Raw genomic sequence first — 14,410 nt, forward strand, 5'->3', positions numbered from 1 at the left:
GAACACTTTTGATGACGTCAGGGAGGACATCATGATTACACGCCGTAAACTGCTCAAATCCACCGCCGCCACCGGCCTCACGCTTGCTGCCGGGGGCCTGGCGGCACCAGCTCTGGCCCGGGATGCCAAGATCCGGCTGGGCTATGTCAGCCCGCAATCCGGCCCGCTGGCCGCATTTTCGGACGCCGACCGGTTCATCATCGACGGTTTTCTGGCCTCGGATGCAGGCAGCAACTTCGAAGTGATCGTCAAGGACAGCCAGTCCAACCCCAACCGCGCCGCAGAGGTCGCCAAGGAACTGATCATCGACGACGAGATCGACATGATGCTCGTCGCCTCTACCCCCGAGACGACCAATCCGGTCGCCACCACCTGCGAGGCCGAGGAAATCCCGGTGATCTCCACCGTGGCCCCGTGGCAGCCCTATTTCATCGGTCAGCAAGGCAACCCGGGCGATCCCGGCAGTTGGCGGCCGTTTGATTTCAGCTTCCATTTCTTCTGGGGGCTGGAAGACGTGATTTCCACCTTCACGGCGATGTGGAACCAACTCGACACCAATAAATCGGTTGGTGCGATCTTTCCCAACGATGGCGATGGCAACGCCTGGGGCGATCCCAACGTGGGCTTCCCGCCGGTGCTGGACGCCCAAGGGTATAAGCTGACCGACACCGGCCGCTACCAGAACCTCACCGATGACTTCAGCGCCCAGATCAATGCCTTCAAGGCGGCAAATGCTGAGATCGTCACCGGTGTGCCGATCCCGCCGGATTTCACCACCTTCTGGACACAGGCCAAACAGCAGGGCTTCACCCCCAAGGCCGCAAGCATCGGCAAGGCCATCCTGTTCCCGCAGGCGGTCGAGGCTCTGGGCGATCAGGGGCACAACCTGTCCTCCGAGGTCTGGTGGTCACCGAACCATCCGTTCTCTTCCTCGCTGACCGGGCAATCCGCTGCCGATCTGGCCGCAGGCTATAGCCAGGCGACGGGCAAGCAATGGACCCAGCCCATCGGTTTCGTGCACGCGCTGTTCGAAATGGCGGCCAGTGTCATGGGCCGCGTCGAAGACAGCCGCGACCCGGATGAAGTTGCAGCCGCGATCGCCGCAACGCAGCTGGATTCGATGGTGGGACGCATCGCATTCGACGGCAAGGGCCTGCCGCCATTCGCCGCCGCGAATGTCGCCAAAACCCCGCTGGTGGGCGGTCAGTGGCGGCTTCAGGACGATGGCAGCTATGATCTCGTGGTGGTGGACAACTCCGATCACCCGGAGATCCCGACCGGCGGCAAGATGGAAGAGATTTCCTGATCCCATCCTGCCCTCGCGGGTCCTGCTGCACATAGGACCCGCGCCCTCCCCCGGCCTTTTCACACCCCGTCCTGCGGACTGGCAAAGGACCTTTCATGTCGATCCTCTCTCTCCAATCGGTTTCAAAAAGCTTTGGCGCCCTGACCGTGACCGACGATGTCACCTTCGAGGTGCCACAGGGCCAGGCGCTGGGTATCATCGGTCCCAATGGCGCCGGGAAATCGACGCTGTTCAACCTGATCACCGGCAACCTGACCGCCAATTCTGGCACCATCAATTTCGAAGGCCGCGACGTCACCCGCACCTCGGCAATGGACCGCTGCATGGCGGGGATCGGACGCTCGTTCCAGATCCCGCAACCCTTTGAAAAACTGACCGTCTACGAAAACCTTCTGGTCGCCGCCACCCATGGCCGCCGCCTGGGTGAGGCCGCCGTGCGGGACGATTGCGCCGATATCCTGGAACGCACGGAGATGATCCGGCGTGCCAACACCCCGGCCGGACAGTTGTCGCTGCTGGAGCGCAAGCGTCTGGAACTGGCCCGCGCCATGGCGACCCAGCCTAAGCTGTTGCTACTGGACGAAATCGCAGGCGGCCTGACCGAGGCCGAGTGCCAGTCGCTGATCGGCACCATCCGGGACATCCACGCGCAGGGCGTGACGATCATCTGGATCGAGCATGTCCTGCACGCGCTCACCTCGGTGGTGGAGCGCCTGCTGGTGCTCGATTTCGGCAAGGTCATCGGTCTGGGTGACCCCGACACCATCATGGCCAGCCGCGAAGTGCAGCAAATCTATCTGGGGATCGAAGTCTGATGTCATTGCTGGAAACCCATAACCTGACCGCCCACTACGGTGATTTTCAAGCCCTGTTCGGGGTGGATATCACCCTTGAAGAGGCGGAAACCGTGGCCATCATCGGCGCCAATGGCGCGGGCAAGACCACGCTGATGCGCTCGATTGCCGGGGTGCTGCGCAATGCAGCCGAGGCAGTCACCTACGATGGCCGCCCCGTTGGCGCGCAGCCCGCCGATGAAATCATGGCGCAGGGCGTCGCCATGGTGCCCGAGGGGCGCAAGCTGTTCCCCTCTCTCTCGGTCGAGGAGAACCTCCTGATCGGGACCTACGGGCGCAAAAAAGGCGGCCACTGGACGCTGAACACCGTCTACGATCTGTTCCCCATCCTGCGGGAGCGCCGCAACAGCCCCGGCACGGCCCTGTCGGGCGGGCAACAGCAGATGGTCGCCATCGGCCGCGCCCTGATGAGCAACCCGCGGGTTCTCTTGTGTGATGAGATCAGCCTTGGCCTTGCCCCGGTGGTGATCAAGGACATCTACGCCGCCGTCCCCGCGATCAAGGCGGCGGGCGCCTCGCTGGTGGTGGTGGAACAGGACATCGCCCAGGCCATGGCCGTCGCCGATCGCGTCTACTGCATGATGGAAGGCCGCATCACCCTGTCTGGCACCCCCGAGAGCCTCAGCCGCGAGGCCATCCACGACGCCTATTTCGGAGCAGCCGCATGATCTGGATCGACACGATACTCCAAGGCATCCTTCTGGGTGGCCTTTATGCCCTTTTTGCAGCCGGGCTGAGCCTGGTGTTCGGCATCATGCGGCTGGTAAACCTCGCGCATGGCGATCTGATCGTGATGGGCGCCTACCTGATCCTGTTGCTGGTGACGATGCTCGGGATCTCTCCCTTTCTGGCGCTGCTCATCGCCATGCCGGTGATGTTCGTCCTTGGCTGGGCCTTGCAGAAGTTCCTGCTGAACCTGACGCTGGGCGATGACATCCTGCCGCCGCTGCTGATCACCTTTGGCCTGTCGATTGCGCTGCAAAACGCCCTCTTGGAAGTCTTCTCCGCCGACAGCCAGCGCCTGCCGCCCAACGCGCTGACCACGGCATCGGTGCAGATGGGGCCGATCTCGCTTGGCGTGATGCCGCTGCTGACCTTTGCCTCGGCCGTTCTGGTCATCGTCGGGCTGAACCAGTTGTTCTACCGCACCGAACTGGGGCGCGCCTTCCGCGCCACCTCGGATGATCCGACCACGGCCAGCCTGATGGGGATCAAGCCCGCAAACATCTTTGCGACCGCGACCGGGATCGCATTGATCATCGTGACCATCGCCGCCCTTTACCTGGGCCTGCGCGCCAACTTCGACCCCAACATCGGACCGGCCCGGCTGATCTATGCCTTCGAGGCGGTGATCATCGGCGGGCTTGGCTCTCTATGGGGCACGCTGGCGGGCGGCATCATTATCGGTGTGGCGCAGACCCTCGGGGCCGCGATCACCCCGGAATGGCAAATCCTGGCCGGGCATGTCGCCTTTCTTCTGGTGCTGCTGATCAAACCGCGGGGGCTGTTCCCCCGGGCACACGACTAAAGGGGGCAGACATGACATACACTGTATCCACCCGAACCCCAGTCTCGCGCATCGCGGCAATCCTTGGCCTTGGCGGCACGCTGATCTTGGCGGCCCTGCCCTTCTTTGCCGGGCGCGGAACCATTCAGGACATGTTCTTTATCCTGACAATGCTGGTGCTGGCGCAGTTCTGGAACCTTCTGGCGGGCTATGGCGGTCTCGTCAGCATCGGTCAGCAGGCATTCGTCGGCATGGGCGCCTATGCGCTGTTTGGCGGCGTGATCCTTTGGGGACTTGATCCGGTCTCGGCCATCCTTCTGGGCGGCATCGCGGCGCTGGTGATTGCCGTGCCCACCGCATTTTTCGCCTTCCGCCTGAACGGTGCCTATTTTGCCATCGGCACCTGGGTCATCGCCGAGGTTGTCCGCCTCAGCGTCGCACAGTGGAAGACGCTTGGCGGCGGCACCGGCACCTCACTGCCGCGCAGCGCCACCCGCGACATGTGGCTGGTCGAGATGATCGAAGAGGTGCTGGACGTGCGCTCTGCTGCGGCGCGCGATATCCTCGCCTATTGGCTGGCGCTGGTGCTGGCGCTGGCGACGATCGGCGGCATCTACTGGCTGCTGCGCAGCAAGAACGGACTGGCCCTCGCTGCGGTGCGTGACAACACCGAAGCGGCCAAATCCGTTGGCGTCGACGCCGGACGCATGAAGCTGGTGGTGTTCCTGACCTCGGCCGTTGGCACCGGCCTCACCGGGGCGCTGATCTACCTGCAAAAAGCCCGGATTTCGCCCGACGCCGCCTTCAGCGTCACCGACTGGACCGCCTATGTGCTGTTCATCGTGGTGATCGGCGGCATCGGCACCATCGAAGGTCCGATCCTCGGCGTTCTCATTTTCTTTGCGCTGCAATCCCTGCTGGCCGATTTCGGTAGCTGGTACCTGCTGACGCTGGGCCTTCTGGCCATTGCCATCATGCTGATCGCCCCGCGTGGGCTCTGGGGACTGATCTCCGAGCGCACAGGGCTGCACCTTTTCCCAATTCGCCGACCCCTTCGGGGCGGCAAACTATCACCATCGGAGGAATAAACATGGCTGACATCACCACAGAGGTTCTGATCATCGGCACCGGGCCTGCAGGGTCGGTCGCGGCGGCACTGTTGTCGAGCTATGGCATCGAGAATGTCGCGATCAACCGCTATCACTGGCTAGCCAATACCCCGCGCGCGCACATCACCAACCAGCGCACGATGGAGGTCCTGCGCGATCTGGGCAAAGAGGTCGAAGACGAGGTCTACCTCAACGCGATGGACCAGAGCATCATGGGCGAGAACGTCTTCTGTGAAAGCCTCGCCGGTGAGGAAATCGGCCGGATGAAATCCTGGGGCACCCATCCCCTGTCCAAGGCCGAGCACATGCTCTCCTCGCCGACCTTCATGAACGATCTGCCGCAGACCTTTATGGAGCCGATCCTTTTCAAGACTGCCTGCAAACGCGGCACCCGGGCGCGGATGAGCACCGAGTACAAAAGCCACGTGCAAGACGCAGAAGGTGTCACCACCACCTGCTATGACCGGATGACCGGGCAAGAGTTGACGATCCGCTCGAAATATCTGATCGGCGCCGATGGTGGCAATTCGCTGGTGGCCGAGAATGAAAACCTGCCCTTCGAAGGCCAGATGGGCGTCGGCGGCTCGATGAACATCGTGTTCCGGGCGGACCTGTCGAAATACGTCGCCCATCGTCCTTCGGTCCTTTACTGGGTGATGCAGCCCGGCGCGGATGTCGGCGGCATCGGCATGGGGCTGGTGCGCTGTGTGCGCCCGTGGAACGAATGGCTGATCGTCTGGGGCTATGACATCAACGAACCCGCCCCCAACGTGGATGAGGCCATGGCGACGGATGTGGCCCGGCAGTTGGTGGGCGATCCCGAGCTTGAGATCGAATTGCTCAGCGCCAACACCTGGACGGTGAACGACACCTACGCCACCCAGATGTCGCGCGGACGTGTCTTCATCATGGGCGACGCCGCCCACCGCCACCCGCCGTCGAACGGTCTGGGCTCCAATACCTCGATTCAGGATGCCTTCAACCTGGCGTGGAAACTTGCCGCCGTGGTCAAAGGTCAGGCCGGGGAACGGCTGCTGGAAACCTATTCCGAAGAGCGCGCCCCGGTGGCCAAGCAGATCGTCACCCGCGCCAACCAGTCCATCGGCGAATTTGGTCCCATCTTCGAGGCCCTTGGCATGACCGGCGGCACCGACATTACCAAGATCAAGGCCAATATGGACGCCCGCTGTGACTCCACCCCCGAGGCCGAGGCCCAGCGCGAGGCGCTGAACAAGGCCATCGCCTTCAAGAAGTACGAGTTCGATGCCCATGGTGTCGAGATGAACCAACGTTACCGGTCAGATGCGACCGTGACCGATGGTCAGATCGAGCCGGATTTCAAACTGGATGCCGACCTGCACTACCAGCCAACCACGTGGCCCGGGGCACGCATTCCCCATGCCTGGTTGTTCGACGCGGCGGGGCAGAAACACTCCACCCTTGATCTGGCGGGCGGCGGTGCCTTCACAGTCTTTACCGGCCTTGGCGGCGAAGCCTGGGTCGAAGCGGCCAGCAAGATCGCCAAGGAGTTCGGCATCACGCTCAACGCCCATGTCATCGGCCCACGTCAGGAATACATGGATTACACCGGCGACTGGGCCCGCGCCCGCGAGGTCGGCGATAGCGGCTGCATCATCACCCGCCCCGACCAGCATGTCTGCTGGCGACACGATGGCGCGCCCGACAATGCCGAGGCCGAGCTGACCCGCGTCTTCAAAACCATTCTGGCCCGATAGGAGGCGACAATGAGCGATCAGGAACAAGGGTATTTCACCGAAGAAAACTCGGCCGAGGTTGTCATCAGCCGCAATGCCAACGCCAAGAATGAACGCCTCGCCGAGGTCATGGCGGTGGTGACAAAGCATCTGCATGCCGCCGTGAAGGAGATCGAACCGACGCAGGAGGAATGGTTCGAGGCGATCCAGTTTCTGACCAAGGTGGGTCACGCCTGCAACGACTGGCGGCAGGAGTTCATCCTGCTGTCCGACAGTCTGGGCGTCTCCATGCTGGTCGATGCGATCAACAACCGCAAACCCTCCGGCGCCTCGGAATCCACCGTCCTAGGCCCCTTCCACGTCGAGGATGCGCCCGAACTTCCCATGGGCGCGGATATCTGCCTGGATCAGAAGGGTGAGCCTATGCTGGTCAAAGGCCGCATCACCGGCACCGATGGCCAACCCATCGCCAATGCCAAGATTGATGTCTGGCAGGCCAATGACGAAGGTTTCTACGACGTGCAGCAGAAGGGTCTTCAGCCCGATTTCAACCTGCGCGGCGTGTTCCGCACCGGGGCCGATGGCACCTATCATTTCAAAGGCGTGAAACCGAAATACTACCCGATCCCCGATGATGGCCCGGTGGGGCAGATGCTGACGCAACTGGGGCGCCACCCCTACCGGCCCGCGCATCTGCACTACATCCTCGAGGCAGACGGATTTGATACGCTGATCACCCATATCTTTGACCCGGATGATCCCTATATCCACTCCGACGCGGTCTTTGGCGTGAAGGAAAGCCTGCTGGCCAAGTTCGATCTGATCGAAGATCCCGCCCGGATCAGCGCAGCCGGTTTCGACCGCCCCTACTACGAGGTCGTGCACGACTTCGTGCTGGCGCCGAAATCATGACGGCGCCCTGCATCATCTGCGTGGCAATCACCGGCAGCTTGCCACGCAAGGAAAACAATCCCGCCGTGCCGATCACCGTCAGCGAACAGATCGAAAGCACCCATGAGGCTTTTGAAGCGGGCGCTGTCATCGTGCACGCCCATGTGCGCAACGACGATGAAACCCCCTCCAGCGATCCGGACAAGTTCGCAGCGCTGAAGGAAGGTATCGAAAAACACTGCCCGGGGATGATCATCCAGTTCTCCACTGGCGGGCGGTCCGGCGCGGGCAAGACACGCGGCGGCATGCTGCCGCTTGCACCGGACATGGCGTCCTTGTCGGTGGGGTCGAACAACTTCCCCAACCGCGTCTATGAGAACCCGCCGGATCTGGTCGATTGGCTCGCCTCTGAAATGCGCAGTTATCAGATCAAGCCCGAGATCGAGGCCTTTGATCTGTCGCATATCCTGAAGGCCTCCCAGATGCATGCGTCCGGGCAGATCACGGACACGCCCTATGTGCAGTTTGTCATGGGGGTGAAAAACGCCATGCCTGCAGACAAGGCGGTGTTCGATTTCTACGTCGAAACGGTAAAGCGCCTGTTCGGTGCGGACGCGCCCTGGTGTGCGGCCGGGATCGGGGCAAACCAATCCGTTCTCAATGAATGGTCCGTGGCGGCAGGCGGGCATGCCCGCACCGGGCTCGAGGATAATATCCGGCTCGACAAGGATCGCCTCGCCCCCTCGAACGCGGCCTTGGTGAAGCGGGTGGTGGCCCTCTGTGAACAGAATGGCCGCAGCGTTGCCGATGCCGCCACCGCGCGCCGGATCCTGGGCCTGCGCCAAGGCGCGCAGTAGCGCATCATCGCGCGCAGCTTCCCCGGCCGTCCCAAGCCGACCGGGGAAGTCCTGATTGCGGCGTCCTCTTCGGTGCCGCGCCTTTCATTCCTCCCCTCCCTCTGCTCCCAACAGCTGCCGTCTGCGATCACAGAGTTGTGCGCGCGCCGCTGGTCGTCTTGCTGCCCCGGGGCGATCTATGATCACATGGCGCAGCCAATCACTGGCAACACCGGATAAGGGAACAGGGCATTGCAGGAACCGATCGATCTTTACTACTGGCCAACGCCGAACGGCTGGAAAGTCTCTATCGCGCTTGAGGAAATGGACCTCCCCTATCGGGTGCATCTGATCAATATCGGCAAAGGCGATCAATTCGCGCCGGAGTTCCTCAAGATCGCCCCCAACAACCGGATGCCCGCGATTGTCGATCCCGCTGGCCCGGGCGATGCGCCCCTGTCCCTGTTCGAAAGCGGCGCCATCCTGCAGTATCTTGCCCGCAAGACCGGGCGCTTCTACGGCAGCGATGAACGGGCGCGCCTAATGGTGGATCAATGGCTGATGTGGCAGATGGGCGGGGTTGGCCCGATGGCTGGTCAGGCGCATCACTTCCTGAAATACGCGCCCGAGGACCTGGCCTATGCCAAGGACCGCTACAGGTCCGAGGTCGCCCGGCTCTATGGCGTGCTGGACCGGCAGCTGGCCGAAAACGAATATGTGGCGGGGGATGAGTTCACCATCGCCGATATGGCGATCTGGCCCTGGGCGTCGCTCTGGGAAGGACAGGAACAGACGCTGGAGGACAAACCGCATCTGGCCCGCTGGCTGGACCTTCTGTGGCAGCGCCCCGGCTTGGTGGCAGGGCGTGCCCTCCACGCCGATCTGCGCGCCGACCGCTCGGACAGCAAGGCGCAGGAAATCCTATTTGGCGGCAAGGACTGACAGCGCCTTCATGATGCCAACCGCAGCGCGCCCTGCGCGCTGCCCGGCCCAAGGCTGTTTGTGGCGCATCCTTGATGAGCCACACAGGCGCGGGAGCCCTGCGCCCCGGAAATTTACGCCTTAGGGTCTTCGACCTCTTCGTCTTCCTCAAGACCGTATTTCTGCAGCAGCGGCCCCTGGGTCATGAAGAACAGGAACATCGCCACCGGCAGACCGAAGGTCTTGAAATAGACCCATGTGTCAGTGGTGAAGAACCGCCAGATCACCTCGTTGGCCACGGCCAGACCCAGGAAAAAGCCGCAGATCCGTCGGGTGAGGATCATCCAGCCCGCTTCTTCCATCGGCATGACTTCTTCCATCACCACCTTCAGCCAGCTTTCGCCGCGCATCAGCCCGACGGCCAGCAGCCCGCCGAACAACAGGTAGATCATCGTCGGCTTCATCTTGAAGAACCGCTCGTCGTTGAACCAAACCGACAGCCCGCCGAACAGTACGACCAGAACCAGCGTCGCCAGCTGCATCTTCGACAGATGCCCGGTCAGCTTCCACAGGGCGGCAGTCGACATCATCATCAGCGGCACAAAGGCAGCCGTCACCAGGATGAAACCCTTGTATTCCTCGCCCCCGATCAGAAAGATCTCATCCTTCAGCTTCAGATAGCCGATGAAAAACAGAACAATGGGGCCGAACTCCAGCACCATCTTCAGGATCGGATTGATTTTCTTGCCAGCCATTGGCGCTCCTGTTCGGTTGTCTTCCGGCGGCCCGCGTCAGCCGCCCACTTCCACAATCACCGCGCCCAGCGCGATCAGGGACATCAGCGCAATACGCCGCGGCCCCACGGTTTCTTTCAGCACCAGCCAGCCGATCAGCGCGGCAAAGACGGTCGAGGTCTCCCGCAGCACCGCCGCTTCGCCCACCTTGTCGAGCCGGGTCGCCAGCATCACCGCCCCGAAGGAGGCAAAGGCCACCAGCCCGCCAAAGACGCCCCGGACCAAAAGCGGCCCCGGATCCGGGCGCTCTGCCATCTTGCGCCAGCGCAGGTAGGCCACCGGAGGCATGGCGATCCCGTCGATCATGAAGAACCAGGCCAGAAAGGTGAACGGGTTCGCGGTGGCGCGGATGCCATAGGCGTCGTAGGTGGTGTAAAGTGCCACAAACAGCCCCGTCAGAACCGCAAGGCCCAGCGCCACCATCAGCGTGTCGCGGTTGGTTTCCAGATAGCGGTAGTTATAGGCCGCCAAACCAAAAATCCCCATGAGCAGCACCGCAACGCCCATCCATTGCATCACCGTGAAGGTCTCGGAGAACAGGTAATAGGCGCCGATGACGGTGAACAGCGGGCCGGTGCCCCGGACCACCGGGTAGACCACGGTATAGCTGCCCTTGGTATAGGCCAGCGCCTGCAGAACCTTGTAGGCGACGTGAATGACCCAGACCACGGCAAAGATCGGCCACATATGCGGCTCGGGCCAGGGCACGACGAAAAGCGCGAACGGGGCTGCCATCAGCCCGTAGGAGGCGTCAATCGCCCCGCGTGACAGCCAGGGATCGTGTCGCCCTTTTTGAAGTGCACCAAAGACCGCGTGCAGGAAAGCCGCCATCAAGGCCAGCATTAATGCAGCCTGGTGGCCCGCCTCGGTGCCCTCCAGCGAGATCAGCCAGTCGCTCATCCGCGGTGGCCCTCAGGGCGCGACGGCGCCGGGACAGTGGACCTCATCCGGCCGACGAACCGGCGGCTCAAGATCGGTCCAGCCCGGTCAGGGCCGCGGCAAATTCTTCCGGATCAAAGGGAGCAAGGTCATCGATCTGCTCACCCACACCGATGGCATGGATCGGCAGGCCGAACTTGTCCGCCAGCGCCACCAGCACGCCGCCCTTGGCGGTGCCGTCCAGCTTGGTCATCACCAGCCCCGAAACATCGGCCAGCTTCTGGAAGGTGTCGACCTGGTTCAGCGCGTTCTGGCCAGTGGTGGCATCCAGCACCAAAAGCGTATTGTGCGGCGCGGTCTCGTCCTTTTTGCGGATCACCCGCACGATCTTGGCCAGTTCCTCCATCAGGTCGGCGCGGTTCTGCAGCCGCCCGGCGGTGTCGATCAGCAACAGATCCGCCCCGTCCGCTTCGGCGCGGGCCATCGCGTCAAAGGCGAGGCTCGCCGGATCCGATCCTTCGGGCGCGGTCAGTACCGGCACCCCGGCGCGGTCGCCCCAGACCTGCAGCTGTTCCACCGCCGCGGCGCGGAAGGTATCGCCGGCCGCGATCACCACGTTCTTGCCCGCTGCCTTGAACTGGCTTGCCAGCTTGCCGATGGTGGTGGTCTTGCCGGATCCGTTGACGCCGACAACCAGCACCACCTGCGGCCGCTTGGCGTAGATCGGCAGTGGCTTGGCCACCGGCTCCATCACGCGGGCGATCTCGGCCGAGAGCAGTTCCTTGATCTCCTGCGTGGACAGGCGTTTTCCGAACCGGCCTTCGGCCATATTCGCGGTCACCCGCAGGGCCGTATCCACCCCCATGTCCGAAGCGATCAGCAGCTCTTCCAACTGCTCCAGCATATCGTCGTCCAGCACCCGGCGCGGCGCAGTGCCCCCGGCGCGCCCCATGAGCCGCCCCAGCAGCCCCGGCGATTTCTGCGGCTTTTCAGGCTCTGGTTCGGGGATTGGTTCAACAACAGGTTTGGGGGCGGCGGGCTTCGGTTCAGTCGCAACAGGCTGCGGCGTAGGCACCTCCTCCGCAACAGGCTCCGAAACTTGCGGTGCGGCCTCAGACGCAGCTTCAGGGGCAGCGGTATTCTCGACAGCAGCCTTATCCTCGGCCTTCTCGTCGGCCCCTTCCGCAACAATTGCATCCAGCCCATCCTCCAGTTTCGAAGAGGATTTGAACAACCGGTCCTTGAGCTTTGTGAAAAACGCCATCGGGGTCTCCGCAGTAAGTCTGTAACTCACCTAATGCGGTTTGCCCGCGGTTGCAAAGCGGATGACAGCCCTGAGGTCAGGAAAATGCATACCAAAAGCCAAGCTGGGCGCCCCAATAGAGCGGCCAGACCGCATAGGGGGCAATCCGGCGAAACCGGTGCCCCTCGGGCAGTACGAAGGTTTCAAAGGCCAGAACCACGTCCGATGCGACAAAGGCAAGGGCAGCAGGCAGCGCCCAGACCAACGCGCCCTGCCCAGGCAGGGTGGCGGCAGCCGCCCCCATCGACAGGATGATCGGGATATAGGCCAGCACCGCGCCCTTCAGCGCCCCTGCGCGCGGCGCAAGTACCCGCACCATGATACCGCCCAGAAGGACCAGAGCGATCACGATGGCCAGACCCGGCATCTGCACCAGCTGCGCCATATCGCTGCCGGGCGTGCTGAGGAACAGCACAACATAGGCCAGATGCCCGGCGGCAAAGGCCCCGACCCCGGCCATGAAGGCACCCTCCCCATCGCGGGACAGGCAATAGTCGCCCAGCGCGCAGAGCAGCAGCCCCAGCGCCAGCAGGACCGGTGCCCCGGCAATCAGCCCCAGCAAAGCCAGCAAGGCAACAGAGGAGGTTTTGAGAATACTGCGCAGCAGCCCTGCGGGGCGTGCCGTGAAAAACAGATAGGCCAGCGCGCAGCCTGCCGCGGCACTCAGCAATACGGTTTCCATTCTGGCCTCTCTCCCCTGCCTCATCTCGCTACGGCAGATGCCGCGCGTCATTGCCCCGTATGCTTGCCCGAGGCGCTGGCTTCGGTCAAAGGTAACCAAGGGAAAAGCACGCCCTTCATCCCTTTGCACCTGCACAAGGACCGCCCCCATGTTCTGGTTTGCCATTGCCAGCCTGACGCCGCCCGTTCTGATCGGGCTTGCCAGCCTCTGGGGCGGGGTCTGGAGCTGGGCAGCCCTTGGATCCATGTCCGCACTGGTGCTGGTACTGGACCGGATCGGGCAACGGGCGCAGAACCAGACCGGCGCGTGCGGCGCAGAGGCGCTTCAGGTCGCGTTGGCTCTTGCCCATTTTGCCTTGCTGCTGCCAGTGGCCACGGCCCTGCCCCGGATTAGCTGGGGCGGGGCGATACCGCTGGTTCTGGCGCAGGGGTTGTTCATGGGACAGATCTCACATCCCAACGCGCATGAGCTGATCCACCGCCCAGGCCGGGCCATGCGCCGCCTCGGCGTTCTGGTCTACGCCACCATGCTGATCGGGCACCATGCCTCGGCGCATCTGAAGGTGCATCATGTGCATGTAGCCACACCACAGGACCCCAACACGGCCCGACGCGGCGAAGGCTTTTACCGGTTCCTGCCGCGGGCCTGGATTGGCTCTTTTCGCGCAGGACTGGCTGCTGAAAACGCCGCGCGGCAGCGCAAGCAGGTCCCCCCGTCGAACCTCAGCCATCCTTATGTGGCCTATATCGCTATCGCCTTGCTGTGCTGCGCGGCCGCCTATCTGGCAGGCGGCGTCGTTGCACTCATTCTTTTCCTGTTTGCCACAGCCCATGCGCAGATGCAGATCTTTCTGGCCGATTACGTGCAGCACTACGGGCTGCTGCGCCAAACCCGTGACACGGGCCGCCCGGTGCCCGTCGGGCCGCAGCATTCCTGGAACGCACCGTATTGGTATTCTTCGGCGATGATGCTGAACGCGCCGCGCCATTCCGACCACCACGTCGTGCCCGCCCGCCGGTTCCCCGAACTGCAGTTGACGCCCGATATGCCGACACTGCCGCATTCCCTGCCCGTGATGGGCGCGATTGCGCTGATCCCCTCCCTCTGGCGGCGCAAGATGGGGCGGGAACTGGCCAAACTAAGCGGCAAGCGGTCCGAAGGCTTGGACTGAGCCCGACCTGTCTGGCACACTTCACTCCATGCGGACCTTGTTGATGATTCCCCTCTGCGCTTTGCTGGCTGTCCCCGGGATGGGCAAAGCCGCTGAGCCGATGGGCGCTGAGGAGTTCGACAGCTACACCCGGGGCAAGACGCTGTTCTATGGCTTTGATGGCACCGCCTACGGGGTAGAACGCTATCTGCCGAACCGCCGTGTCATCTGGTCCTTCCTCGATGGCCGCTGTCAGGAAGGGCACTGGTACCAGCAGGCCGATCAGATCTGTTTCCTCTATGAGGACCGCAATGATCCCCAGTGCTGGCGGTTCTCCCTTACCCCCAACGGTCTCAGCGCGCGGTTCCAGAATGACCCCGAAGCCACCGAGCTTTATGAGGCCGAGGATATCGGCGAAGAGATGATCTGCCTCGGCCCCGACGTCGGGGTCTGACGCGCGCTC

General features: G+C 63.0%; 15 protein-coding genes. 11 read left to right on the forward strand and 4 right to left on the reverse strand.

The annotated features are described in order from the left end of the window. Window positions 1-31 precede the first annotated feature (31 nt). From SM763_RS03825 to SM763_RS03865, 9 genes are all read left to right on the forward strand, one after another. Window positions 32-1,306, forward strand: coding sequence for an ABC transporter substrate-binding protein (locus tag SM763_RS03825; protein ID WP_368997615.1), 1,275 nt, complete (start codon window positions 32-34; stop codon window positions 1,304-1,306). Between the two features lie 95 nt (window positions 1,307-1,401). Further along, entirely contained in the window at window positions 1,402-2,121 is a 720-nt protein-coding gene (locus SM763_RS03830; RefSeq protein WP_368997616.1) for an ABC transporter ATP-binding protein, read from the forward strand. Further along, window positions 2,121-2,828 carry an ABC transporter ATP-binding protein gene (locus SM763_RS03835; protein WP_274867273.1) on the forward strand — a complete coding sequence of 236 codons (708 nt, stop codon included), beginning with the start codon at window positions 2,121-2,123 and terminating at the stop codon, window positions 2,826-2,828. Before SM763_RS03830 ends, SM763_RS03835 begins: the two co-directional genes overlap by 1 nt. Further along, a complete protein-coding gene (locus SM763_RS03840; RefSeq protein ID WP_368997619.1) occupies window positions 2,825-3,688 on the forward strand; it encodes a branched-chain amino acid ABC transporter permease in 864 nt (287 codons plus the stop codon). The genes SM763_RS03835 and SM763_RS03840 overlap by 4 nt, the downstream gene beginning before the upstream one ends. Before the next feature lie 11 nt (window positions 3,689-3,699). Further along, the gene (locus tag SM763_RS03845; protein WP_368997620.1) at window positions 3,700-4,755 is read left to right on the forward strand and encodes a branched-chain amino acid ABC transporter permease; all 1,056 of its coding nucleotides are present in this window, start codon (window positions 3,700-3,702) and stop codon (window positions 4,753-4,755) included. Window positions 4,756-4,757: 2 nt separating this feature from the next. Then, complete coding sequence (locus SM763_RS03850; protein ID WP_274835971.1) at window positions 4,758-6,512, forward strand: FAD-dependent oxidoreductase; 1,755 nt, start codon at window positions 4,758-4,760, stop codon at window positions 6,510-6,512. 9 nt (window positions 6,513-6,521) lie between these two features. Next, a complete protein-coding gene (locus SM763_RS03855; protein ID WP_274828306.1) occupies window positions 6,522-7,403 on the forward strand; it encodes an intradiol ring-cleavage dioxygenase in 882 nt (293 codons plus the stop codon). Next, on the forward strand, window positions 7,400-8,239 hold the full coding sequence (locus SM763_RS03860; protein WP_368997622.1) for a 3-oxoadipate:acetyl-CoA acetyltransferase: 840 nt from the start codon (window positions 7,400-7,402) through the stop codon (window positions 8,237-8,239). Before SM763_RS03855 ends, SM763_RS03860 begins: the two co-directional genes overlap by 4 nt. 231 nt (window positions 8,240-8,470) lie before the next feature. Continuing rightward, window positions 8,471-9,160, forward strand: a complete 690-nt coding sequence (locus SM763_RS03865; RefSeq protein WP_368997624.1) for a glutathione S-transferase N-terminal domain-containing protein — start codon at window positions 8,471-8,473, stop codon at window positions 9,158-9,160. Window positions 9,161-9,273: 113 nt separating this feature from the next. Here SM763_RS03865 and SM763_RS03870 read toward each other — a convergent pair whose 3' ends face one another. From SM763_RS03870 to SM763_RS03885, 4 genes are all read right to left on the reverse strand, one after another. Further along, window positions 9,274-9,894 carry an inner membrane-spanning protein YciB gene (locus SM763_RS03870; RefSeq protein WP_065270846.1) on the reverse strand — a complete coding sequence of 207 codons (621 nt, stop codon included), beginning with the start codon at window positions 9,892-9,894 and terminating at the stop codon, window positions 9,274-9,276. 36 nt (window positions 9,895-9,930) lie between these two features. Then, complete coding sequence (locus tag SM763_RS03875; RefSeq protein WP_065270847.1) at window positions 9,931-10,833, reverse strand: EamA family transporter; 903 nt, start codon at window positions 10,831-10,833, stop codon at window positions 9,931-9,933. A gap of 67 nt (window positions 10,834-10,900) precedes the next feature. After that, on the reverse strand, window positions 10,901-12,076 hold the full coding sequence (gene ftsY / locus SM763_RS03880; RefSeq protein ID WP_368997625.1) for a signal recognition particle-docking protein FtsY: 1,176 nt from the start codon (window positions 12,074-12,076) through the stop codon (window positions 10,901-10,903). Window positions 12,077-12,152: 76 nt separating this feature from the next. Then, a complete protein-coding gene (locus SM763_RS03885) occupies window positions 12,153-12,797 on the reverse strand; it encodes a lysoplasmalogenase (RefSeq protein WP_368997627.1) in 645 nt (214 codons plus the stop codon). 148 nt (window positions 12,798-12,945) lie between these two features. Between SM763_RS03885 and SM763_RS03890 the strand changes: the two genes are divergently transcribed. Both SM763_RS03890 and SM763_RS03895 read left to right on the forward strand, forming a co-directional pair. Next, complete coding sequence (locus tag SM763_RS03890) at window positions 12,946-13,968, forward strand: alkane 1-monooxygenase (protein ID WP_368997629.1); 1,023 nt, start codon at window positions 12,946-12,948, stop codon at window positions 13,966-13,968. Between the two features lie 43 nt (window positions 13,969-14,011). After that, complete coding sequence (locus tag SM763_RS03895) at window positions 14,012-14,401, forward strand: hypothetical protein (protein ID WP_237028416.1); 390 nt, start codon at window positions 14,012-14,014, stop codon at window positions 14,399-14,401. Window positions 14,402-14,410: the final 9 nt, after the last annotated feature.

Source organism: Pseudophaeobacter sp. C1-32P7 (assembly GCF_041008775.1).
In the GTDB taxonomy this organism is placed as follows: domain Bacteria; phylum Pseudomonadota; class Alphaproteobacteria; order Rhodobacterales; family Rhodobacteraceae; genus Phycobacter; species Phycobacter gallaeciensis_A.

Coding starts and splice junctions, on each gene's coding strand:
- SM763_RS03825 (WP_368997615.1), top strand. CDS start 32: ATGATTACACGCCGTAAACTGCTCAAATCCACCGCCGCCACCGGCCTC.
- SM763_RS03830 (WP_368997616.1), top strand. CDS start 1,402: ATGTCGATCCTCTCTCTCCAATCGGTTTCAAAAAGCTTTGGCGCCCTG.
- SM763_RS03835 (WP_274867273.1), top strand. CDS start 2,121: ATGTCATTGCTGGAAACCCATAACCTGACCGCCCACTACGGTGATTTT.
- SM763_RS03840 (WP_368997619.1), top strand. CDS start 2,825: ATGATCTGGATCGACACGATACTCCAAGGCATCCTTCTGGGTGGCCTT.
- SM763_RS03845 (WP_368997620.1), top strand. CDS start 3,700: ATGACATACACTGTATCCACCCGAACCCCAGTCTCGCGCATCGCGGCA.
- SM763_RS03850 (WP_274835971.1), top strand. CDS start 4,758: ATGGCTGACATCACCACAGAGGTTCTGATCATCGGCACCGGGCCTGCA.
- SM763_RS03855 (WP_274828306.1), top strand. CDS start 6,522: ATGAGCGATCAGGAACAAGGGTATTTCACCGAAGAAAACTCGGCCGAG.
- SM763_RS03860 (WP_368997622.1), top strand. CDS start 7,400: ATGACGGCGCCCTGCATCATCTGCGTGGCAATCACCGGCAGCTTGCCA.
- SM763_RS03870 (WP_065270846.1), bottom strand. CDS start 9,894: ATGGCTGGCAAGAAAATCAATCCGATCCTGAAGATGGTGCTGGAGTTC.
- SM763_RS03875 (WP_065270847.1), bottom strand. CDS start 10,833: ATGAGCGACTGGCTGATCTCGCTGGAGGGCACCGAGGCGGGCCACCAG.
- ftsY (WP_368997625.1), bottom strand. CDS start 12,076: ATGGCGTTTTTCACAAAGCTCAAGGACCGGTTGTTCAAATCCTCTTCG.
- SM763_RS03885 (WP_368997627.1), bottom strand. CDS start 12,797: ATGGAAACCGTATTGCTGAGTGCCGCGGCAGGCTGCGCGCTGGCCTAT.
- SM763_RS03890 (WP_368997629.1), top strand. CDS start 12,946: ATGTTCTGGTTTGCCATTGCCAGCCTGACGCCGCCCGTTCTGATCGGG.
- SM763_RS03895 (WP_237028416.1), top strand. CDS start 14,012: ATGATTCCCCTCTGCGCTTTGCTGGCTGTCCCCGGGATGGGCAAAGCC.